Annotated in this window: 21 protein-coding genes and 1 pseudogene; 12 read left to right on the top strand and 10 right to left on the bottom strand. The window is 65.8% G+C overall.

The features are described 5' to 3' along the window. Nucleotides 1–4 precede the first annotated feature (4 nt). Nucleotides 5–1,203, top strand: a pseudogene (gene dprA / locus AC27IO_RS08080) (DNA-processing protein DprA). Between the two features lie 54 nt (nt 1,204–1,257). Here dprA and argC read toward each other — a convergent pair. Further along, a complete protein-coding gene (argC, locus tag AC27IO_RS08075) occupies nt 1,258–2,190 on the bottom strand; it encodes an N-acetyl-gamma-glutamyl-phosphate reductase (RefSeq protein WP_284430613.1) in 933 nt (310 codons plus the stop codon). A gap of 170 nt (nt 2,191–2,360) precedes the next feature. Between argC and sucC the strand changes: the two genes are divergently transcribed. The 7 genes from sucC to AC27IO_RS08040 all read left to right on the top strand — a co-directional run bounded on the left by sucC (nt 2,361) and on the right by AC27IO_RS08040 (nt 9,499). Beyond that, on the top strand, nt 2,361–3,521 hold the full coding sequence (gene sucC / locus AC27IO_RS08070) for an ADP-forming succinate--CoA ligase subunit beta (RefSeq protein ID WP_272566514.1): 1,161 nt from the start codon (nt 2,361–2,363) through the stop codon (nt 3,519–3,521). A gap of 15 nt (nt 3,522–3,536) precedes the next feature. Further along, nucleotides 3,537–4,433: a succinate--CoA ligase subunit alpha gene (gene sucD, locus AC27IO_RS08065; RefSeq protein ID WP_092742583.1), complete on the top strand. Its 897-nt coding sequence runs from the start codon at nt 3,537–3,539 to the stop codon at nt 4,431–4,433. Between the two features lie 127 nt (nt 4,434–4,560). Continuing rightward, the gene (locus AC27IO_RS08060) at nt 4,561–5,253 is read left to right on the top strand and encodes a TerC family protein (RefSeq protein WP_284400617.1); all 693 of its coding nucleotides are present in this window, start codon (nt 4,561–4,563) and stop codon (nt 5,251–5,253) included. Between the two features lie 192 nt (nt 5,254–5,445). Beyond that, on the top strand, nt 5,446–6,252 hold the full coding sequence (locus AC27IO_RS08055; RefSeq protein ID WP_487089026.1) for a Stp1/IreP family PP2C-type Ser/Thr phosphatase: 807 nt from the start codon (nt 5,446–5,448) through the stop codon (nt 6,250–6,252). A 53-nt stretch (nt 6,253–6,305) separates the two neighbouring features. Beyond that, nucleotides 6,306–6,968 carry an FHA domain-containing protein gene (locus AC27IO_RS08050; RefSeq protein ID WP_284400623.1) on the top strand — a complete coding sequence of 221 codons (663 nt, stop codon included), beginning with the start codon at nt 6,306–6,308 and terminating at the stop codon, nt 6,966–6,968. Between the two features lie 253 nt (nt 6,969–7,221). Next, nucleotides 7,222–7,716: a pilin gene (locus AC27IO_RS08045; protein ID WP_498738330.1), complete on the top strand. Its 495-nt coding sequence runs from the start codon at nt 7,222–7,224 to the stop codon at nt 7,714–7,716. Nucleotides 7,717–7,975: 259 nt separating this feature from the next. Continuing rightward, a complete protein-coding gene (locus tag AC27IO_RS08040; RefSeq protein WP_498738328.1) occupies nt 7,976–9,499 on the top strand; it encodes a PglL family O-oligosaccharyltransferase in 1,524 nt (507 codons plus the stop codon). Here the strand turns inward: AC27IO_RS08040 and moaC are convergent. Further along, complete coding sequence (gene moaC, locus AC27IO_RS08035) at nt 9,477–9,989, bottom strand: cyclic pyranopterin monophosphate synthase MoaC (protein WP_284430619.1); 513 nt, start codon at nt 9,987–9,989, stop codon at nt 9,477–9,479. The two genes, AC27IO_RS08040 and moaC, sit on opposite strands and share 23 nt — an antisense overlap. Before the next feature lie 171 nt (nt 9,990–10,160). Here moaC and AC27IO_RS08030 point away from each other — a divergent pair, with 171 nt between their 5' ends. Continuing rightward, nucleotides 10,161–11,696, top strand: a complete 1,536-nt coding sequence (locus AC27IO_RS08030) for a M48 family metalloprotease (RefSeq protein WP_498738326.1) — start codon at nt 10,161–10,163, stop codon at nt 11,694–11,696. Here the strand turns inward: AC27IO_RS08030 and AC27IO_RS08025 are convergent. The 4 genes from AC27IO_RS08025 to AC27IO_RS08010 all read right to left on the bottom strand — a co-directional run bounded on the left by AC27IO_RS08025 (nt 11,664) and on the right by AC27IO_RS08010 (nt 15,572). Further along, on the bottom strand, nt 11,664–12,020 hold the full coding sequence (locus AC27IO_RS08025) for a phage holin family protein (protein ID WP_272569868.1): 357 nt from the start codon (nt 12,018–12,020) through the stop codon (nt 11,664–11,666). The two genes, AC27IO_RS08030 and AC27IO_RS08025, sit on opposite strands and share 33 nt — an antisense overlap. Before the next feature lie 162 nt (nt 12,021–12,182). Then, nucleotides 12,183–13,679 carry a hypothetical protein gene (locus tag AC27IO_RS08020; protein WP_498738324.1) on the bottom strand — a complete coding sequence of 499 codons (1,497 nt, stop codon included), beginning with the start codon at nt 13,677–13,679 and terminating at the stop codon, nt 12,183–12,185. A 535-nt stretch (nt 13,680–14,214) separates the two neighbouring features. Next, the gene (locus AC27IO_RS08015; RefSeq protein WP_498738322.1) at nt 14,215–14,691 is read right to left on the bottom strand and encodes a hypothetical protein; all 477 of its coding nucleotides are present in this window, start codon (nt 14,689–14,691) and stop codon (nt 14,215–14,217) included. Nucleotides 14,692–14,813: 122 nt separating this feature from the next. Further along, the gene (locus AC27IO_RS08010) at nt 14,814–15,572 is read right to left on the bottom strand and encodes a TerC family protein (RefSeq protein WP_284406519.1); all 759 of its coding nucleotides are present in this window, start codon (nt 15,570–15,572) and stop codon (nt 14,814–14,816) included. Between the two features lie 526 nt (nt 15,573–16,098). Between AC27IO_RS08010 and AC27IO_RS08005 the strand changes: the two genes are divergently transcribed. Together AC27IO_RS08005 and AC27IO_RS08000 are read left to right on the top strand one after the other, a co-directional pair. After that, complete coding sequence (locus tag AC27IO_RS08005; RefSeq protein ID WP_284409770.1) at nt 16,099–16,536, top strand: DUF3717 domain-containing protein; 438 nt, start codon at nt 16,099–16,101, stop codon at nt 16,534–16,536. A gap of 100 nt (nt 16,537–16,636) precedes the next feature. Next, a complete protein-coding gene (locus AC27IO_RS08000; protein ID WP_284400636.1) occupies nt 16,637–16,945 on the top strand; it encodes a putative signal transducing protein in 309 nt (102 codons plus the stop codon). 163 nt (nt 16,946–17,108) lie between these two features. Here the strand turns inward: AC27IO_RS08000 and AC27IO_RS07995 are convergent, their stop codons facing one another. Together AC27IO_RS07995 and purB are read right to left on the bottom strand one after the other, a co-directional pair. Continuing rightward, entirely contained in the window at nt 17,109–17,669 is a 561-nt protein-coding gene (locus AC27IO_RS07995) for a YaeQ family protein (protein WP_284400640.1), read from the bottom strand. An 86-nt stretch (nt 17,670–17,755) separates the two neighbouring features. Continuing rightward, nucleotides 17,756–19,135 (bottom strand): adenylosuccinate lyase, encoded by a 1,380-nt coding sequence (purB, locus tag AC27IO_RS07990; protein ID WP_272566529.1) that lies wholly within the window; start codon nt 19,133–19,135, stop codon nt 17,756–17,758. A 104-nt stretch (nt 19,136–19,239) separates the two neighbouring features. Here purB and AC27IO_RS07985 point away from each other — a divergent pair, with 104 nt between their 5' ends. Then, a complete protein-coding gene (locus tag AC27IO_RS07985) occupies nt 19,240–19,854 on the top strand; it encodes a glutathione S-transferase family protein (RefSeq protein WP_272566531.1) in 615 nt (204 codons plus the stop codon). Between the two features lie 337 nt (nt 19,855–20,191). Here the strand turns inward: AC27IO_RS07985 and AC27IO_RS07980 are convergent, their stop codons facing one another. After that, complete coding sequence (locus AC27IO_RS07980) at nt 20,192–20,797, bottom strand: glutathione peroxidase (protein ID WP_284430625.1); 606 nt, start codon at nt 20,795–20,797, stop codon at nt 20,192–20,194. Between the two features lie 150 nt (nt 20,798–20,947). Then, on the bottom strand, nt 20,948–22,150 hold the full coding sequence (locus AC27IO_RS07975; protein ID WP_284430626.1) for an HD-GYP domain-containing protein: 1,203 nt from the start codon (nt 22,148–22,150) through the stop codon (nt 20,948–20,950). Nucleotides 22,151–22,348 lie beyond the last annotated feature (198 nt).

The raw sequence follows: 22,348 nt of genomic DNA, 5'->3' as shown, positions 1-22,348 counted from the left end.
CTCCATGGATCGGGACGAATTGGCCGCCTGGCTGCGGCTGGCGCTCACACCCGGCGTCGGCAATGGGGCCGCGCGCCGGCTGCTGGCCGCGTTCGGGCTGCCGCAGAACCTGTTCACCGCATCGCCAGCGGCGCTGCAGGCCTGTGCCACGCCCGCCCAGGCGCGGGCCCTGGGCACCGTGCCGCCCACGCTCGAGGCGCTGGTCGAGACCACGTGGCAGTGGCTGAACGGTGCGGCGCCGGGCCAGCCCGCCCGCCAGATCGTCACGCTGGGCGATCCGGCTATCCGCCGGGCCTGCTGGCCACCGAAGACCCGCCCCTCATGCTCTACCTCATGGGGGCACCCCGGTTCCTGGCGCAGAGGACACCCTGGACGACCGAGCGTTGCATCGCCATCGTGGGCAGCCGCAATCCCACGGCACAGGGCGCCGACCATGCACGGCAGTTCGCGCGGGCGCTGCGCAGCGCCCGTCTGTGCATCGTCTCCGGCCTGGCGCTGGGCGTGGATGCCGCGGCGCACGAAGGGGCGCTGGATGGCGGCGTGGACGTTGCCGACGACCTGCCCGCGACCCTAGCCGTGGTGGGCACCGGGCTGGACCGCGTCTACCCGCGCAAGAACCTGGACCTCGCCCACCGCATCGCGCAAAACGGCGTGCTGGTGAGCGAATACCCGCTGGGCACGCCGCCGCTGGCGGGCAATTTCCCCAAGCGCAACCGCATCATCGCCGGGCTGTCGCAAGGCACGCTGGTGGTGGAGGCGGCGCTGGCCTCGGGCTCGCTGATCACCGCCCGACTGGCCGCCGAGCAGGGGCGGGAGGTGTTCGCCATTCCCGGCTCCATCCACGCGCCGCAGTCCCGGGGCTGCCATGCGCTGATCCGGCAGGGGGCCAAACTGGTCGAGTCCGCGCAGGACGTGCTGGAAGAATTGCGCTTGGCGCCCTCAGAGGCACCGCGGGCCGCGCCCGCATCGCAGGCGCCCTTGCCGCGCAGCAATGGCGATGGCGACAGCAGCGAGGGGTTGCCGGCTGGAGAGCACGCGCCACTGCTGCAGGCGCTGGGGTTCGACCCGACGGGCCTCGATGCCCTGATGGCGCGCACCGGCATGGATGCCGCGTCGCTGCAGGTCGCGTTGCTCGAACTGGAACTGGACGGGCAGGTGGCCCGCCTGCCCGGCGGGCTCTTTCAGCGCATGGGGCGGGCCTGAGGCGGGGCGCACGGCATCGCGGCGCTGCCCCCGCCCCTCAGCCGCCACGGCCCATCACAGGCCCAGCATCAGCTTCAGGTTCTGCACCGCCGCGCCGCTGGCGCCCTTGCCGAGATTGTCCAGGCGGGCCACCAGCACCGCGTGGCGGTAGTTTTCATTGGCGAACACGCGCAGTTCGAGCTGGTTGGTGTCGTTGAGCGCCAGGGCGTCGAGCTTGCCGTCGTCCGTCGGCGGCAGCACCTTGACCCACTGGTCCGGCGTGTTGCTCTTGGCGTAGTGCGCGACCAGGGCGTCGTGCAGGTCGGCTGCCTTGGGCGCGCCGGGCAGCAGGTCCAGGTGCAGCGGCAGCTGCACCAGCATGCCTTGCTGGAAGTTGCCCACGGCCGGCACGAAGATCGGCCGGCGGGTCAGGCCGGTGTACTTCATGATCTCGGGCAGGTGCTTGTGCGACAGGCCCAGGGCATACAACTCGAAGGCCGGGGCGGCGTTTTGCTCGTAGGCCTCGATCATCGTGCGGCCGCCGCCCGAGTAACCGCTCACCGAAGGCAGGGCCAGCGGGAAATCGACCGGCACCAGGCCGGCCTCCACCAGCGGGCGCAGCAGCGCGATCGCCCCGGTGGCATAGCAACCGGGGTTGGCCACCCGCGTGGCCGATGCCACGGCATCGCTCTGGCCCGCGGCCAGTTCGGGAAAGCCGAACACCCAGCCCGCCACCGTGCGGTGCGCCGTGCTGGCGTCGATCACCTTGATGCGGCGGCCACTGGCCTTTTCGATCTCGTCCACCATGGCCACGGTCTCGCGGGCGGCATCGTCGTGCAGGCACAGGATCACCAGGTCCACGCCGGCGATCAGTTCGCGCTTGGCGGCCGGGTCCTTGCGCCGCTCGGGCGCGATGCTGACCACCTGCACCTGCGGCATCGCCTGCAGGCGCTCGCGGATCTGCAGGCCCGTGGTGCCGGCTTCGCCGTCGATGAAGACTTTGGACATGGAATGCTCCTGCAAAAGATGGCCGTGGCGGCCCGCCGTGGTACGTGACATCCGCAAGGGGATGGTGCATCGCAGCATGATACAGTCGCCGGTTGCCATGTCACCCGCCCGCGGCCAGACATCTGCTCATGGCAAACGGGTTACCAACATCCTTCCCTGAGAGAGACCTCATGAAGATTCACGAATACCAAGGCAAGGAAATCTTGCGCAATTTTGGTGTGCCCGTTCCGCGCGGCATCCCTGCTTTCACGGTGCAGGAAGCCGTGGAGGCTGCCCAGAAGCTCGGCGGCCCCGTGTGGGTGGTCAAGGCCCAGATCCACGCCGGTGGCCGTGGCAAGGGCGGCGGCGTGAAGGTCGCCAAGACCATCGACGACGTCAAGCGCATCTCGGGCGAAATCCTGGGCATGCAGCTCAAGACGCACCAGACCGGCCCCGAAGGCCAGAAGGTCCGCCGCCTGTACATCGAAGACGGCGCCGACATCAAGAACGAACTGTATGTCTCGCTGGTGACCGACCGCGGCACGCAGAAGGTGGCCTTGATCGCTTCCAGCGAAGGCGGCATGGACATCGAGGAAGTGGCGCACTCCACGCCCGAGAAGATCATCACCGAGATGATCGATCCCCTGACCGGCATCACCGCCGAGCAGAGCAAGAAGGTGGCTGCAGCCATCGGCCTGACCGGCGCGTCCATCGATCAGGCCGTGGACATCTTTGCCAAGATCTACAAGTGCTACATGGAGACGGACGCTTCGCTGGTGGAAATCAACCCGCTGAACTGCGACTCCAAGGGCAACCTGATGGCGCTGGACGCCAAGTTCAACTTCGACGCCAACGCGCTGTTCCGCCATCCTGAAATCGTGGCCTACCGCGACCTGGACGAAGAAGATCCGGCCGAAGTGGAAGCCTCCAAGTTCGACCTGGCCTACATCAGCCTGGACGGCAACATCGGCTGCCTGGTGAACGGCGCCGGCCTGGCCATGGCCACCATGGACACCATCAAGCTGTTCGGCGGCGAGCCGGCCAACTTCCTGGACGTGGGCGGCGGTGCCACCCCCGAGAAGGTCACCGAAGCCTTCAAGATCATGCTGAAGAACCCCAAGGTCGAAGGCATCCTGGTCAACATCTTCGGCGGCATCATGAAGTGCGACACCATCGCCACCGGCGTCATCACCGCCTGCAAGGCCGTGAACCTGAACGTGCCGCTGGTCGTGCGCATGAAGGGCACCAACGAAGAGCTGGGCAAGAAGATGCTGGCCGAATCCGGCCTGCCCATCATCGCCGCAGACACCATGGCCGAAGCTGCGACCAAGATCGTTGCTGCCGTCAAGTAAGCCCGGAGAACACACATGTCGATCTACATCAATAAAGACACCAAGGTCATCACCCAGGGCATCACGGGCAAGACCGGCCAGTTCCACACCGAAAAGTGCCAGGAATACGCGAACGGCAAGAACGCCTTCGTGGCGGGCGTGAATCCCAAGAAGGCCGGCGAGTCGATCTTCAACATTCCGATCTACGCCTCCGTCAAGGAAGCCGCATCGCAGACCGGCGCCACCGTGTCGGTGATCTACGTGCCGCCCGCGGGCGCCGCCGCTGCCATCTGGGAAGCCGTGGAAGCCGATCTGGACCTGGCCATCTGCATCACCGAAGGCATTCCGGTGCGCGACATGCTCGAAGTGCGCAACAAGATGAAGGCCAAGGAAGCCGCCGGCGGCAAGAAGACGCTGCTGCTGGGCCCCAACTGCCCCGGCCTGATCACGCCTGACGAAATCAAGATCGGCATCATGCCCGGCCACATCCACCGCAAGGGCCGCATCGGCGTGGTGAGCCGTTCCGGCACGCTGACGTACGAAGCCGTGGCCATGCTGACGGAAGTGGGCCTGGGCCAGTCGAGCGCCGTGGGCATTGGTGGCGACCCCATCAACGGCCTCAAGCACATCGACGTGATGAAGGCCTTCAACGACGATCCCGACACCGATGCCGTCATCATGATCGGCGAAATCGGTGGTCCGGACGAAGCGGAAGCCGCCCAATGGTGCAAGGCCAACATGAAGAAGCCGATCGTGGGCTTCATCGCCGGCGTGACCGCGCCTCCCGGCAAGCGCATGGGCCACGCAGGCGCGCTGATCTCCGGCGGTGCCGACACGGCCGATGCCAAGCTCGCCATCATGGAAGAGTCGGGCTTCATCATCACCCGCAATCCTTCCGAGCTCGGCAAGCTGCTCAAGGCGCAGCTGAAGTAATCCGTAAGCAAAACTACGGACGAAAGGGGTTTGCAGCCCCGATAAACTGCGCTCTCCCATAAAAGAAGAGGCGCCCGAAACCCTGGTTTCGGGCGCCTCTTTCATTCATAACACGGAGATACCTCGCATGGAATTCCTGCACACGGCCGACTTCTGGATCGGCCTCGTCAAGATCGTCTGGATCAACATCATCCTGTCCGGCGACAACGCCGTGGTCATCGCACTGGCCGCGCGCTCGCTCCCCCCGCATCAGCAGAAGAAAGCCATTTTCTGGGGCTCCGGCGCCGCCGTGGTGCTGCGCATCGTGCTGACCGTGGTGGCCGCCAAGCTGCTGGAGCTGTCGTTCCTGCAGATCATCGGCGGCTGCCTGCTGCTGTGGATCGGCCTGCAGCTGATGACCGACAGCGACGAAGACGGCGAAGGCTCCCAGTCTGGCGGCGGGCTCATGGCGGCCGTCCGCACCATCCTGATTGCCGACCTGGTGATGAGCCTGGACAACGTGATCGCCGTGGCCGCCGCGGCCCACGGCAACATGGTCCTGTTGATCCTCGGCCTGGCCATCAGCATTCCGCTCGTCATTTTTGGCAGCACGCTCATGATCAAGCTCATGGAGCGCTTTCCCATCATCGTTCTGTTCGGAGCCGGCCTGATCGGCTGGGTGGGGGGCGAGACCATCGCCAGCGATGCATCGCTGCACGATGTCGTCCTGGCCCATCCCTCCCTGCACTATGTGGCGGCTGCTCTGGGGGCGTTGTTCGTGGTGGGCGCCGGAAAATTCCTGCAGGCGCGGGCGCAGCAAAACTCGGCGGCGGCCGGTTGATGCGGTTGTGCCTCCGGTAGCCCGATGAAAACTTGGGGTCGGCCGACCCCGAGGCCCTCTCAGCGACAGGTCCGTCGTCTATGATGCGGAACGCGACGCAACAGGGCACGACATGGGGGATTTTCAAAAAACTGCAACAGGGACTGCGCACACCGCTGGCGCAGCTTTGCTTCTCCCTGCGCCGGGTGAAGCATGACCTTGGGAATCAAGCTGAACTATCAGTTTTGTGCCCGCACCGACCAAGGCCGGGTGCGCTCGAACAATGAAGACGCCGTGATCGCGGACGCCAGCGCGCAGCTGGCAGTGCTCGCCGATGGCATGGGCGGGTACAACGCGGGCGAAATCGCAAGCGGCATGGCCACCAGCCTCATTCACGACGAAATGACCCAGTGGCTGGCGCAAGCCGGCCCCCGTGCCGCGTCGACGGAAGTGCGCCGGGCGCTGGAAGACTGCGTGGAGCGGGCCAACCACGCCATCTTCGATGCGTCGCTCTCCCATCCGCAGTATTCGGGCATGGGCACCACGGTGGTGGTCGGCGTTTTTCTGGGCGACCGCCTGATCCTCGGGCACATCGGCGATTCACGGTGCTACTGCTTGCGCGGCGGTGTGCTGAGGCAGATCACGCGCGACCACTCCTGGCTGCAGGAACAGGTGGATGCCGGCATCCTCACGCCGCAAGAAGCGGCGATATCGGGCCAGCGCAACTTGGTCACTCGCGCCCTTGGCGTGGAAAGTGCTGTACTGGTCGAAATCAATGAGTTTCCCGTGGAGCCGCAGGATCTGTTCGTGATGTGCTCGGATGGCTTGACCGACATGGTCGAAGACGATCAGATTCAAACGCTGGCCCTGGTACAGGAACCCCTGGAGGACAAAGCCGCCCACCTGATCGAAGCCGCCAATGCCCGGGGCGGCCGTGACAACATCAGCGTGCTGCTGGTGCAGGCGGGATCCATTGAGAGGAAGCGCGGCTTGATGTCGCGATTTTTGCGTGCCGATTGAAGTTGAATCAGCCACCTGGCCGACCATCGCAATGAAAGAATGAGGAATTGATCATGCCGAAAATGATCGTGTCGATCGACGGAGTCGTCATCAAGGAAGTCCAATTGACGAAGGAGCGTACGACCCTCGGCCGCCGCCCCTATAACGACATCGTCATCGACAACCTGGCCGTCAGTGGCGAACACGCCGTGCTCCATGTCTCGCCCGACGAGGTGGAGATCGAGGACCTCGGCAGCACCAACGGCACCTATGTGAATGGCCAGCCCGTCAAGCGCCAGCCGCTGCGCAACGGGGACACGGTGGAAGTGGGTAAGTACAAAATCCGCTTCCTGCAGGAAAACGAAGGCGAAAACTTCGAAAAGACCATGGTGTTCAAGCCCGGCATGGTTCCGCCACGGCCTTTGACCTCCCGTTCCGCCCCGCTGTCCGCCGCCGGGTCGACGCCCGCTCCGGTCTTGAGCGCGTCCATCCGGGTCTGCTCAGGGGCGGCTGCAGGGCGCGAGGTGGCGCTGGTCAAGGTGGTGACCACCATCGGCAAGCCGGGTGTGGCGGTTGCGTCGATCACCAAGCGGCACCATGGATTTGTGCTGTCGCACGTGGAAGGCGCGCAGCGGCCTCAGTTGAATGGCGCCGTGATGGCGGATGAACCGGTGCTGTTGAAGAGCGGGGACCGCTTGGCGCTGGCAGGGACGGAGATGGAGTTCGTTCAGGGCTGATCGATTGGTATCAGTCGGCTTGAGATGCGCCGAGATTCGTAACTCACGCATCTGCTTGTGACAGGGGTGGTGGACAAATTTGTCACAAGTGCCAGGGATGGAGCGATTCAGATGGGTTTCCCTGGCCTGTTCCCCTGGGGTTTCTCTGTTTTGACGGATAGGCCGCGTTGGCATGGAACCTGCTGAGTTGATGGCGGACCTGGAGAATTCTTCTGCAGGTTTTTATTTGCAATCGACCTCCTAGGAGAGATGTATGAAGCGCAATCTGCAAAAGGGTTTCACCCTGATTGAATTGATGATCGTGGTGGCGATTATCGGTATTCTGGCTGCTGTGGCCCTGCCGGCTTACAAGGACTACACCATCAAGGCGCGTATGGCTGAAGTGGTTCTGGCCGCTTCCCAGTGCCGCACGACCATCAGCGAAACCATCCAAAGCATGCGCACCGATGCGACGCTGTCGGGCACCAACGCTTTTGGTTGCGATGCAACTGGTCCTACCAAGATGGTGAAGTCGATTTCGACCGCTGCCGACACTGGCATCATTACTGTCCTCCCACACGAAACGAACTTGGGTACGACGATGACGGGAACGACTGCCGACAGCATCATGTTGACGCCTAAGAAGGATAGCGGCGGGAACAATTTTGCACTGGGCGGTGCGAACGGCGGTCAGGGACAACAAGTTTACGAGTGGATCTGCAAGGGCACTGGCACCGCGCTTCGTTATGCGCCTGGTTCTTGCAAGTAATTACTGACGCTTGGCGTTTTCATTCCAAAAAAGGGGGCGTCAGCCCCCTTTTTTTTCTTGGTCCTTAAGATTTATGGCTCCGAACTCATCCTCCCGTTCGATACCGTTAGCTGTACTGGGTGCATTGGTTTACGCCTTGTGCTGGTTATTGCCCAACCACCACGAACCCTGGGTTGACTTCTATTCGGATGCGTGGGCAGCCTGTACGATGTGGGGGCTCGGCGCTGTGGTGCTCTGGCGGATCAATAGAACACAGTGGGTGGCTTGGCACGTCCTTCCCCTGGCGGTTCTGGCGTGCTGCGTGATCGTATGGGCGCAATATGCAGCCGGTCTGGTGGAGGCTTTGGGGGTGGCGTGGACCAGTTCCCTGTATTTGATAGGGTTGGCCCTGACCATGCTGGTGGGGGCTGCGCTGGAGCGGTGGCAGCCTTCGCACGGTGCCGATTTTCTGTTCATGGCGGCGCTGGTGGGGGCGTTGGGATCGCTGCTGATCCAGTTCCAGCAATGGCTGCAAATCGACCCCGGCAGCGCGTTCTGGCTCTTCATTCCTGCGCCATCCGAGCGCTTTCATGCCAACCTGGGGCAACCGAACCAATTGGCCAGTTTGCTCTGCCTCGGCGTGCTCGCTTGCGCGTGGCTGCATCAACGCAGCCGATTGCCTGGCCTTGTGGCCTGGTTCCTGGCCGTTTTGCTGGCGGTAGGACTGGCGCTGGCGGAGTCGCGCACGACCTGGCTGGTCGTGTTGTTGTCCTTGGCGATGATGGCCCTGTTCCGCAAACGCCTGGCCATCACGCGGGGCGTCATGGTGGGCGCGTTCACCTGGACCGGCATGTTCGCGGTTTTCCTCGTTGCGCTGCCCCATGTCGATGTGTGGTTGGGACGGGCGTCCCAGCTGCGACCCGTGCGGAGCATCTCGAACCTGGAACTGCGCCTGGACGTCTGGATGCATCTTTGGGAAGCCGTGTGGAGCCGCCCCTGGTTCGGTTTTGGCTGGATGCAAACCAGTTTTGCGCAGTTCGCTCCGAACCCCTACGACATGGTCACGGCGGGAACGCACCGGCATGCCCACAACCTGCTGATGGATCTGCTGGTTTTCACGGGGATTCCGCTGGGTCTGGCTTTTTGCGCAGTGCTGGTCTTGTGGACCGTTTATGCGATCCGTCGCATGGCCCAGCCAGAGCACCTCTGGATGTTCCTGTTCGTGGCCGCGCTGGGTGTGCACGCCATGCTGGAATATCCCCTCTACTACGCCTACTTCTTGCTGCCGTGCGGCCTCATGCTGGGCGCGTTGAACGAGGCACTGCGGTTCAAGCCCATTGGGCAGACGGGGCGTTGGCCGATCGCCATCATGATGGGAGTGGCTGGCGTAGGATTGGCCATCACCATCCATGACTACCTGCGAATCGAAGACGATTTCTTCTCTCTCCGCTTCGAGCGCCAGCAATTGGCCGCGCCCTCTGATCGCCTGGCCCCGGAAGTGGTATCTCTGACCCAGTTGCAGGACTTGATGTGGCTTATCCGGGTCAGCCCCGGCAAGGCGCACTCCGAGCAGGATCTGGTCCGCGCTTCACGGACCACGAAACTATTGCCCAGCACCATCACCCTCTACAAGCTTGCCGCAATGTACGGTGCGGCCGGCAAAACCCAGGAGGCGGAATATTGGGTCGTGGTGATGACGCGCTTGAACCAGCCCAGCCAGAATCTGGTCGCCGAGTTGCGCCGCCAATGGGATGAACAGGCCGCGGTCTATCCGGAGATGGCTAAGGTGGCGTGGCCGAAGTAGGGGGTGTTTTCCAGTCGGATTTGCCGCCGAGTTTTTTCGCCACCCTCACGCCGCTGATCTCCATGTGCTTGTCCACTGCCTTGCACATGTCGTACACCGTGAGCAAGGCGACCTGGGTGGCCATCAACGCCTCCATCTCCACGCCCGTCGGCCCCACGGTTTCCACGGTCGCCGTGCATTCGATGCCGACCCCCTCGGATGCGGTCGCAAACGTCACGGCGATGCGCGTCAGCGCCAAGGGATGGCACAGCGGAATCAGATCGCTGGTCTTTTTCGCCGCCTGAATACCCGCGATGCGGGCGATGCCCAGCACGTCACCCTTCGCAGCGGTGCCGGACTGGATGATGGCCAGCGTTTCCGCCTGCATCTCGATGCGGCCGGTGGCGACGGCAACGCGGTGCGTGGCCTGCTTGGCGCCCACATCGACCATGTGGGCTTGGCCCAGGGCGTCGAAGTGGGTCAGGCTGGAGGGAGTGGGGGTATCGCTCATACAAGTACTGGGGATTGCACGCGGGTCATTCGCCGGCAGGGAACATTCGGGGGCCAGGGCATCATACGGTCATGTGTAGCGGCCAGGGCCGGGGTGGCGTGGCCGAATCAGTGCAGGAGACTTTGCGTGCCATTTGATCGAAAACGGCCTCTGGTGCTTGTGCGTCAGGCGGTGGCCGCTTCCCTTTTCATCGTGAGCGGTGTGTGCGGCACGACCGCCGTGCATGCGCAAGCGGGCCTGCCCACGCTGGGCGACAGCTCCGACCTCACCACCGCCCAGGAGCGCCAGCTCGGCGACCGCATCATCCGCGAGCTGTACCGCGATCCGGATTACATCGACGACGCGGTGCTCAACGAGTACGTGGACAGCATCTTCCAACCCCTGGTAAAAGCGGCGCGCGAGCGCGGGGAGCTCTCCCCCGAACTGGACGAGCGCTTCGCGTGGGAGATCCTGCTGGGCCGGGACCGCACGGTGAATGCCTTCGCGCTGCCGGGCGGCTATTTCGGCGTGCACCTGGGATTGATCGGCGTGGTGTCCACGCGCGACGAGCTGGCGTCGGTGCTGGCGCACGAGCTGAGCCACGTCACGCAGCGCCACATCTCGCGCCTGATCACGCAGCAGAACCGGCAGACGCCGCTGATGCTCGGGGCCCTGGTGCTGGGCGCGCTGGCCGCCAGCAAGAGCCCGAATGCGGCCCAGGCGCTGATGATCGGCGGGCAAGCGGTGGCGGTGCAGAACCAGCTGAACTTCTCGCGCGACATGGAGCGCGAGGCCGACCGCATCGGCTATGGGCTGATGGCGCCGGCCGGCTTTGCGCCGCAGGGGTTCGTGGCCATGTTCGACAAGCTGCAGCAGGCCAACCGCATCAACGACAACGGCAGTTGGCCCTATTTGCGCAGCCACCCGCTGACCACGCAGCGCATTGCCGACATGCATTCGCGGTTGCCTCCAGGGGGCGCCGCCGCCGCACCGGCCACGCCCACGCTGGAACACGCGATGATGGCCGCGCGCGCCCGCGTGCTGTCCCGTCCGGGCGTGGATGTCTGGCGGCAGTGGACGACCGAGCCGCTGGGCACCGGTTTCGCCGCCCAGCCGTTGCCCCGCCGGGTGGCGGCCTGGTACGCGGCGGCGCTGAGCGCCAGCCAGCTGCAGGACGTGCCGGCGGCGCGCACCGCACTGCGGGGCTTGATGGAGGCGGTGCGCGGCGATGCGCCGGCGCTGCGGCAGGCGAAATTGCTCAGTGCGGAAATCGAATTCGCGGCCGGGGACTTCCAGGCCGCATTGCTGCAGTTGCCAGCGCAGGCGACCCTGGCTTCTTCGGCACACCCGCCCGCTGCGCCGACGGGGCGGCCGGAGATGCTGCTGCGCACGCAGGCCCTGCTGCGCACGGGCAATGCCCAGGAAATGACTGGCCCGCTGCAGACGCGGGTGGCGACGCATCCGCACGATGCCACCGCATGGCATCTGCTGGCGGCGGTGTGGCAGCAGCAGAACCACCCGCTGCGCGCGGTGCGGGCCGAGGCCGAGGCGCATGCGGCACGCTACGACTACCAGGCGGCGGTGGACCGGTTCAAGGCGGGCCAGGACCTGGCGCGCAAGAGCGGCAGCCGGGGCGGCGACGCGGCCGACTACATCGACGCGTCGATCATCGAGACGCGTCTGCGGGCCGTCGATTCACTTCTTAAGGAACAGGCCGCCGAGCGCTGATTCGATGAGCACGCCCAGCACCGAATAGATCAGCGAGCCGATCAGCGCCGCCGCGAAGCCCCGTACCTGGAAGCCGTCGCCCAGCACCGTGGCGGCGGCCCAGAACATGAGCGCGTTGATGACAAAGAGAAACAGCCCGATGGTGAGGACGGTGACCGGCAGCGTCAGCACCACCAGCACGGGCCGCAGCACGACATTGAACAGGCCGATGACGAAGGCGGCGATGAGCGCGCTGGTGAAGCTTTTCACCTCCACGCCGCTGTACACGTAGGCCACGAACAGCAGCGCCGCAGCGCTGAGCAACCACTTGAGGATGAGTTTCATCATGGCGCGGGAGCATAGCACCCGCATGCCATGGCTCGGCGGATTCACTGGTCTGTTCCCCGGCCCGCGAATGCGCTCAACCGCTGCGTTCAGGCATCAGCGAAGCGATGGCTTCGTGGGTTCTTCGGGCGAGGCTTGCTGTCCGTCAGCCTGCCCCCCGCTTCAGCCATGCGTTGCGGATGACGTTAGCAACGGTTCCCTGGCCTGGCTTTCCTGGGCGACCGCCCGGAATGGACGCGTCAGCGAACTCATGGCAGACGAGGCGCTTGAGGCAGCGACCTGTCCGACGAAGCCCACGCTGTCGAGCACCCCCGCCATGGCGGTGAGGGCCGCGCCTCCGACGTGACGCAGCAATTCGTTGTGAGGCGCGAGCCTCGCGACGATGGCCTCCTCGTCGATGGTCGGTTGCAGGCCGCTCGTCTCACCCGCTCCGCTCTCGAGGTCACCGATGTTTGCAGCAGAGTGTTGGAGCAAGTCCCCGATCACATCCGCGAAGCGCTGGTGATCGCTGGACACGATACCCGGGACGCCGGTCTGAGAGATGGCGGCAATGACATTCATGCCAATCATCTCGATCGGTGCAAAAGCGGTGCTGCGCAGGATGCGCAGCGCCGCTTCTGGAAGCGCACCGGTGACCATGCCACCGAGGAGGAAGGGCACGAGCCCCACCGCGAGTGCGACGCCCATCGACTTCTTGCCGATCACCGTACTGGGCTCCATCTTGAGTGCCAGTTCGGTGGCCAGATGGATGGCTTCGTCTTGTGCGACGCCCTCGGGCAGCTTCATCACGCCGCTGTGGACCGCGTGCTCGACGGCCTCCTTGACCGACTCACGGATCTCAGCAATCTCTCCAGGCACGCCCGCCGCCGCCGAGAGGATGGCGACTTCGGTCGTCCCCACGCCGATCAGCGCAGCGACAGCTCTCGGTAGACGAGCGGCGTTGTACTCGAGCAAGTTGTTCGGCAACGCGCCGATGGCCGACACGACCCCGGCAGTGAGCGCCTCGCCGAGCTTTTGCATGAATGGGAAGGGATCGCCACGGTCATTGGCCATGCGCTTCTTGACCGTCATCGTGTCCGCCGCCTCGATCGCGACCATGGGCGCCGCGTCGATCACGGACGCCGGCAGGCCCCACGCCACGGATGCGAAGCCGGAACCCAGCAGCGCGAGCTTGGCCTTTGGTGCCGCCACGAGCTCCCACAGCGAGCCCAGCCCCGAGCTGACGGCCAGGCTCGAGCCAAGCAGCTTGAGGTCGATGCTCTTGGCCGTAGCAAGCTGCAGCAGTCCTGTGGCAGCCATCTTCAGCGACAGGTCCGGCCGTGCGGCAAGCCGGTCCTCGATCAAGGATTTCAGTGCGGGCAAAGACGATTCCATCCTCGGACGTGCCTCCCGCAGCAGCGGGATGATCCGGCCGCGAAGGTCATCGCCGATCGCCTGCTCACCGCGAGCAATCACGCCGAGTAGCAGCGGGATGGTGGCGTGCTCCATCGGGGCGCTGAGGTCTTCGCCAAGCGCCGCCTTGAGGCTGTCCAATGTGTTTCCACCGTTGGCGCCCAGGCGAAGCGATAGCGTCGGCTCCTTGCCAGCCAGGGCCATGAATTTCAGGCCGGGCACTTCGGCAGGATCGATCGCCAGGGACTCCAGCAGTTTCTGGGTCACCGGGTTTTTGGACGTGAGTTGATTCCCCTCCACGCGAACAGTGCCCTGATAAGACGGGCCGGGACGGCTGTCGGATTGCAGATCGGCAAGCCGATCCGCTTCAATGCGAGGGCCCAGGCTGCTCGTGGAGGTCAGCGACTGACCTTTGGGCCGAATCGGAGGTCCGGACTCCATGGTGGACGGACGGGGCGAGCCGGGACGCGATGAAGGCTGACTCGCCGGCTGCTCGGGCACGGAAGAGGTAGAGGCGACGGAGGTGGAGACCAAGGGAGCAATCTGCATGGGTAATCTTGAGGCTGGAGGTGAGTGAAAAAACCTCCACCATCGCGTAGCCGTGCCAAAAATAACCGAGGGATCGCGAAGTCCAGTCTCCTTTCACGAAGTGCCTCGCTGCAGCAAGATCCCCGGTTGTCGCGGGTACCCGGAACCTCCGCGACGCACCGGACGCAACAGGTCGTCAGCCAGCACAACTACGTCATGTGTGCAGGACAGGCCCTTGCGCGTCACTGCTGGGCAGCAAGGCCGTGGGGGAGAATCACTCCGCCACGAACATGAACATCGCGCCCAGGCCGGCCAGCGTGCCCGGCAGGGACCAGCGGCGCGGCGATGGCTTGCGCGTGATGTTGACGGGGGCGGCCACCGCCTGGACGGGCGTCGGCGCGGCCACTTCGTCCTGCTTGGGGCGTCGTGCGTCGATCACGGGCACGGCGCCGTGTTCGGCCTGCAGCTGGGTGAGCAGATCGGCCAGCGGGCCCTTGGCCAGCACGGTGCTGGCCTGCACCCCCTCGGCCTGCAGCCAGGGAACGATCTGGCCGAACAGCTTGTCGGCCCACTTGGTGCGCCAGTTCTCGCGGGCGCTGTGGCTGACCCACTTGCTGATGCGGTGGGTCATGCGCGGCGCGCAGGCCACCAGCACCCATTCCGTTTTATCGGCCGAGGCGCGGTGAGACAGGGGCGCCAGGACCTGCCGGGCCTGCTCGGCGTCGTCCACGTAAACGATGACTTTGTTCATGAGGCTTCCTTGTGACCTGGCAGGGGTGCCGTTAGCAATGGGGAGAGGGCCGGGCGAAATGGCCGGACGCCTGGCGGCGCCCGTGCCGTTTCGCCCAACGTTCGTCGTCAAGGCCTGCCCGCTCAGCCGTGGGCGGCCGGAGCCGCTGCGGCGCGGCGCGAGGCGATGGCCTTGCCGACCACCAGCACCAGCAGGGCGCCGGCGATGTGCGCGGCCCAGTACAGGGTGTCGGAGATCACGGCCAGGCCTTGCGCGTCGAGCGTGCCCAGCTTCGGTGCCCAGCTCCAGCGCTCGGTGTTGACGAAGATCGGGTCGGTGACCAGCATGCCGCCGGCGATCCAGCCCAGCAGCATGCCGCCGATGGTGATGATGATGGGGAAGCGCTCCATGAGCTTGATGACCAGCTGGCTGCCCCAGACGATGATCGGGATCGAGATCAGCAGGCCCAGGACCACGAGCAGCATCGAGTGCTCGCCGGCATTCTGGGCGGCGCCGGCGATGGCGATCACGTTGTCCACGCTCATCACCAGGTCGGCCACGATGATGGTCTTGATGGCCGCGAACAGCTTGTCGCTGCCTGCCACGTCGCCGTGGCCGTCTTCGTCGGGTGCCAGCAGTTTGATACCGATCCACACCAGCAGCAGCGCGCCCACGAACTTGAGGAACGGCAGCGCCAGCAGCGTCATGGCGAACGCGATCAGGATGACGCGCAGGATGATGGCGCCGGCGGTGCCCCAGATGATGCCCTTGGTTCGCTGGGCGGGTGGCAGCTTGCGGCAAGCCAGCGCGATGACGACCGCATTGTCGCCACCCAGCAGGATGTCGATGATGATGATCTGCCCCAACGCGACCCAGAACTCGGGTGAAGTCAAGAAGTCCATAAATTCCTCAAAAGCAATGGCCGGGAGGAGGAACCCGCTACCCCTGTAGCGCCGGGCCCCTCCGGGAACGGGGGCTGACTGCGGAGGTGACCTGAGGCACGCCCGCGTTGCGCGGAGCGTTGTTCGATAGGGACGGCCTTGATCAGCCCGCGCAGGGCCCATCAAAGGTCTCGCTCGGTCCGCCATGCCATGCATGGATGGACCCGGCCTGCCGGAAGCTTGCGCTTCGTACTGACGACAGGACCGACAAGCCCAGCCGCCCCGGGCGGTGTGCCTGCCGGATGTCTGCTGGGTTGGGAGCTACTCCCCTTCGAAGCCGGCATTGGAACACAGGGGCGAGCGGCCGTGCAAGCGAACGTGTCCCGCGCGCCGGGACGGTTTTGAGCCAAACAGGCCCCACGCCGGCGTTTTCATTGCCTTTGCTGCTATCAATTCGTGAGTGTTCTGCGGGGCAGCTCGGAGGCCGTCGGGCGCCGCGGGAGCGCACCCGGGCAGCGGTATGATCGCGGCCCCCTTTCGCACACCCATGGCCGTCCTGCACATCACCGACATCGAAGCCGCCATCAACCATTGGCGCGCCCGGTCGCCGTCGCCCGACGGCGTGACGCTGGCGCCCGAGCTGGTGGCGCTGGCCGAGGTCTACGCGCTGATGGTGTACTGGCACGAGGACGAAGCCGACGAGGCGGGCTTTCCCCCGGCGGCCATGGCAGCCTGGCGCGCCTGGTACGAGACCACGCCCGACACGCCGTGCATCGCCATCTGCTCCACCAGCCAAGGCGACGAACAATGCAAGGGCTGCGGCCGCAGCTTCGCCGAGGTGCAGCACTGGCTGGCGATGACGCCGGTCGAAAAGCGCACCGTGTGGCGCCGCATCACGCTGGAGAGCTCGGCGTGGCGTTTCAACCGCTATGCCGAACGCGCGGCGGAAGGCAGCACGCCGGCCGAGGCCAAGGCGCCTGCCTGAACGGCGTCGGTGGGCGTTTCGGCCCCCGGTGCGGGGGGATGGGCGGCGCCATGGCTTTCCCGCCCTTTACGGGCTGCGGGACAGCGGCTATGGTGGGTTCATGCTCCGTCTGACCCAGGCCCCCAACATCGCGATCGCCACCTTGTGGGCCGACCTGCTGCGCGAGGGCGGCATGCCGGCGTCGGTGCAGCGGCAATACCTGGGGGCCGCCGCCGGGCACCTGCCGCCAGACCAGTGCCTGCCCGAGATCTGGCTGGAGCACGACGAGCACGCGGCCCGCGCGCGGCAACTGCTGCAGGCGTTGCAGAACCTGCCCCAGCGCCGCTGGCTGTGCGGGTGCGGCGAAATGGTGGAGGGCGGGTTCGAGCAGTGCTGGCAGTGCGGCGCGCTGATGCCGCAGCCGGCTTGAGCTCAGAGAGCGCCGCATGCCATCGGGCGGGCCGGCCGGCGCGACATGTGGCCGGTCGCACGCTGTGATGCTCACTTATTGATAGCAATATGCCCTAGTCGATCATGCGCTGGAGGCCCATCAGGCTTCAAACCCCACCGACCCGGCACACCCCGTGGCCGCGTCACTTCCAGCGCTGGGGCTCCACGTGCACGCTGCCCAGGTTGCTGCTCAGGGTGAGCGCGCCCTCCTGCACCGTGGCCTGCAGCTGCATGCTGCGCTCCGCGAGCGCGGCCAGGGCCTGCGAGGCCTCGGCGGGCAGGCGCCACACCTGCAGCTTGTCCAGGCGCGACAGCTTGGTCTGGATGCCTTTCCACCACACCTCGGCGGCATGGTGGAAGCAATACACGATCACGGCGTCCGACTTGCTGCAGGCCTTGGTGAGCGGCTTGTCCTCGGGCTGGCCGACCTCGATCCACAGGCGCTTGCGGCCGGTGAAGTCGGTCAGGGAGACGTCCGGGTCGTCCGGGTCGGACAGCCCCGCGCCGAAGGCCAGGGTGCCGTCGCCCTGGCACACGGCCTGCAGCTGGTGGGCGTGGAGGGCCAGCGCCGCCAGCCGCACCATCATGCGTTCGTCGGTTTCGCTCGGGTGGCGGGCCAGCGTGAGCGAATGGTCGGCGTAGTAGCTGTTGTCGATGTCGGCGATCTGCAGGTTCGCCTTGAAGATGGTGGACTTGATGGCCATGGGCTGGTGCTCACAAAAATATAGCAGTCCGCGCCCGATGGTGGGGCGCGGACCGGCGAAAGGGCTTCAACCCCGGCGGTGGGCGGTCAGACGCGGCGCGCCAGCTCGGCGGCCTTGCCGATGTAGCTGCCGGGCGTCATGGCGAGCAGGCGCTCTTTTTCGGCCTCGGGAATCTCCAGGCTGCGGATCAGCCCGTGCAGGGCCTCGGCCGTCACGGTCTTGCCGCGGGTGACTTCCTTGAGCTTTTCGTAGGCCCCCGGCACGCCGAAGCGGCGCATCACCGTCTGGATCGGCTCGGCCAGCACTTCCCAGGAGGCGTTCAGGTCGTCCGACAGCGCCTCTTCGTTCAGTTCCAGCTTGTTCAGGCCGGTCATGAGCGAGGTGTACGCCAGGGCCGCATAGCCCAGTGCCACGCCGATGTTGCGCAGCACGGTGCTGTCGGTCAGGTCGCGCTGCCAGCGGCTCACAGGCAGCTTCTCGGACAGGTGCTTGAGCAGCGCGTTGGCCAGGCCCAGGTTGCCTTCGGCGTTCTCGAAGTCGATCGGGTTGACCTTGTGCGGCATGGTCGAGGAGCCGATCTCGCCGGCCTTGAGCTTTTGCTTGAAGTAGCCCAGGCTCACATAGCCCCAGATGTCGCGCGACAGGTCGATGAGGATGGTGTTGGCGCGCGCCACGGCGTCGAACAGTTCGGCCATGTAGTCGTGCGGCTCGATCTGGATGCTGTAGGGCTGGAAGGTCAGGCCCAGGCCCAGGGGCTCGGGCGTTTCCACCACGCGCTTGCTGAAGGCTTCCCAGTCGAAGTCGGGCCAGGCGGACAAATGGGCGTTGTAGTTGCCCACGGCGCCGTTCATCTTGCCCAGCATCTTGACCGAGGCCACGCGCTCGCAGGCGGTCTGCAGCCGCACGACCACGTTGGCCAGTTCCTTGCCCACCGTGGTGGGACTGGCGGTCTGGCCGTGCGTGCGGCTCAGCATGGGCACGGCGGCGTACATGTGGGCCATCTCGCGCAGCTTGAGCACGATGCGGTCCAGGCCCGGCAGCACGACCTGGTCGCGGCCGGAGCGCAGCTGCAGGGCGTGGCTGGTGTTGTTGATGTCCTCGCTGGTGCAGGCGAAATGCACGAACTCGGCCGCCTTCTCCAGCTCGGGGCGGGCCTCGAACTTGCCCTTGAGCCAATATTCCACGGCCTTCACGTCGTGGTTGGTGGTCTTCTCGATGTCCTTGATGGCGGCCGAATCGGTTTCGGAAAAATTCTTCACCAGCCCCAGCAGGTAGGCGCGTGCGCCGGTGGTCAGGGGCTTGAACTCGGCGAAGCCCGCATCCGACAGCGCGATGAACCAGGCCACTTCCACCTGCACCCGGCGGTGCATGTAGCCGTGCTCGCTCATGATCGGGCGCAGGGCGGAGAGTTTGGCGGCGTAGCGGCCGTCGAGGGGCGAGAGGGCGGTGATGGTGGACAGGCTCATGGGCGGGGATTGTAGGTGGCGCTGCCTGTAAGCTATCCAAGGCAAGACTGCCCATAAAATCAAGCGGCCTTGTCCCCGTCCCCTGCCGTGCCCGGAAGAACACCATGAAATTGATCGGATCCTCAGCCAGCCCCTATGTGCGCAAGGTGCGTATCGTGATGGCCGAGAAGAAGCTGGACTACCGCTTCATCGAGGAAGACGTCTGGGCCGAGGACACGACCATCGCCACCTCCAACCCGCTGGGCAAGGTGCCGTGCCTGGTGATGGAAGGCGGAGAGGCCGTGTTCGATTCACGCGTCATCGTCGAATACCTGGACACCCTCTCGCCCGTGGGCCGGCTGATTCCCACGCAAGGCCGGGAGCGCGCCGAGGTCAAGACCTGGGAGGCCCTGGCCGACGGCGTGATGGACGCGGGCGTGCTCGCCCGGCTCGAGTCGCGCTGGGCCGGCCGCCAGGAGGGCGAACGCAGCCAGGCGTGGATCGACCGGCAACTCGGCAAGGTCGAGGCGGGCATCAAGGCCATGGCCCAGGGCCTGGGCGAGAAGCCCTACTGCAGCGGCATCCACATGAGCCTGTCCGACATCGCCGTGGGTTGCGCGCTGGGCTGGATCGGCTTTCGCTTTCCCGAAATCGAATGGCGTGCCGAGCATGCCAACCTTGCCCGGCTGCTGGACAAGCTGGAGCAGCGCGTGAGCTTCGCCGACACACGACCTGCCTGATCGATCGCCCCGGCCCCGGGGCGCTGACTGACCAAAAAGCAGCGCCCACAAAGCCAAAAGCGCGCAACCAGCGAAGGTTGCGCGCTTTGTTTTTGGCGGAATAAAAAAAGTTGCGAAGCGTCCCGAAACGAATTTAGAGAGGGAGGGAGGAGAAGCGCTTCAGGGTTTCAGTTGAACCACCAGGGTTCAAAAGGCTTCGCAACAGTAAAGGGTTGATCGGGGGGCAAGCGTCGCCGCCTGCACTGGTTACTAGAGTAGTGACGATCCCGGGAAGTTCCAGAGGGAAGGTGGTTAAAACCATCAGAAAATGTAACTATTTCCATATCACGGAACTGCTTCAGAACGGTGACGTTTTCGGGCGCCCCGCGTCCAGTTGCTGCTCGATCGCGCGCACCAGCCGGGGGTCGCCCGGCTCCACCACGCTGGCGAAACTGCCGACCACCTTGCCGTCCCGGCCCACCAGGTACTTGTGGAAGTTCCAGCGGGGCGCCTCGCCGGCCTGGGCTTTCAATTCCCGGTACAGCGGCGAGGCGTCGGCCCCGACGACCCGGCTCTTGGCGAACATCGGAAACTTGACGCCGAAGGTGTTCTCGCAGAAGTCGGCGATCTGCGCATTGCTGCCGCCCTCCTGGGAGAAATCGTTGGAGGGGAACCCCAGCACCACCAGCCCCCGGTCCTTGTAGCGCGCGTGCAGGGCCTCCAGCCCCTGGTACTGCCCCGTGAAGCCGCAGTAGCTGGCCGTGTTGACGACCAGCAGCACCTTGTTGCGGTACTGGCACAGTGGTTGGGGCAGTTCGTCCTGCAGGCGCAGGGGGGTGTGGCGCAGCAGGGGCGGGCAGGTGCCGTCTTCCGTCGCGGCCGCCGGGCCCGCGGCCCGCGCGGGAAGGCCGGACAGGGCGAGCGGCGCAGCCGCCAGGGCAAGGCAAAGGACTCGGCGCAGCATGAAGGTCTCCTTGTCGATGGGGCGCCACAGGCAGTGGATCACGCAATGGGGGGCGGCCCACGAACGAGTTTGGCGCAAATCGGCGGAAAAGTCCCGCCCCGGCGCGCGCCAGGAGGCCGCCGCTGACAGGAGCGGCCCTGGGAAACGTTCTCAGACGAGACTGAGCAAGCGGTTCAACTGCAGTTGCACGCGCACATCGCGCTGGGCGATGGCGCCGGTCACCTTCCAGGCGGGCTGGGCGGTGTCGCGCGGAATGAGCTCTCCGGTGGGCATGCCGTTGCGGTTGAGCACCACGGCCACGCGCGGCGTGGTGGCGCTGCCGCCGCGGCGCAGGGTGACGGCGATCTCCTGGCTCACCAGCCGCACGAACGCGCCCGGAGGGTACACGCCCAGGGTTTTCACCAGGGCCGAACCGGCTTCATCCACCTGGTGCGATTCGTCGTAGTAGCTCGCCTGCATCGCCGCGGTGACGGGCATCGGCGCGCGCGAGGCGCGCGGGGCCAGGCGGGCGCCGAACACGTCCGCGCGCTGGATCAGCCGGGCGATCTGCTGGCCTTCGCTTTTGTCGGCCAGCGGGCCTGGCGAGCGGTGGTGGTGGCAGCGCACGGCTTCCAGCCATACCGGGTCGTGCACGCCCAGATGGCGCAGCAGGGTTTCGGATCGGGTGGCATGGCTTTCCACCGCGGCGATCTGCTCCGAGGTGAGCGGCTGGGCCTGCACGGCCAACTGGTCCTGCAGCGCGGTCATGGCGATGTTCATGGACAGCGCCGCGCGCCCGGTCTGCATCACGCGCTCCACCGGCCAGCGCAGCTGCTCGACGGCGACCAGCATGCACACGCAGGCCACGAGCATGGCGTGGGTGCCGCTGTACTGCCGGGTTTCGTGGCCGGACAGGTAGATGAGGGCCAGCAGGACCGCGTCGGGGCTCTGGCGGCAGTGCAGGGCGAGTTCGCGGTGCAGCGCATCGAAACGGTCGGGAAAGTCATGCGCCTGCGGCGCGCGCAGCAGCTGCGTGGCCCGCAGCTGCAGCCCTGGCCAATCGGGCGGGCCGCCTTCGACGCGGTCGCGCGAGGCCTGGGCGCCAGCGCTGATCTTCATGGAGGCGATCTGGCCGAGCGAGGTGTCGGACATCAGCATCTGCTGCAGCTGCGCCAGATAGGCGCGGTGGCTGTCGCCCGATTCGTCGGTGTCCACGCACAGCTGCAGGCCGCGCGACAGGAGGACGTCCAGCTCGTTGCGCGTGCGGATCACGTAGCCTTTTTGCGCCAGCAGCACGCCATCGGCCCCGCGCAGGATGAAGGGAAGCGGGGAGCCGAGCTGGATCGATTCGATGTTCAGCGCAACGAGGTTCATGGTGAGTCGCCGCATTATGGGCGCACGGGTGCGCCTTGAAAGCCGGCGCAATGGCGGGAACCCACCGTTGTTCGCCGGTTCCTGGTGGTGGCCCAGGGCGGTGGCGTGTGGCCGCCCCGTTCATTCAGCAGCGCCCGCGCGGGTCCGCCGGCGCCGCGCACGGCCCGCCGTCAGGGCGTGGGCCGGGACGCGTCCACA

The organism is Acidovorax sp. KNOB132 (genome assembly GCF_057541515.1).
Note: the sequence above shows the minus strand (reverse complement) of the source record. Positions and strands in the feature narration are given on the sequence as shown.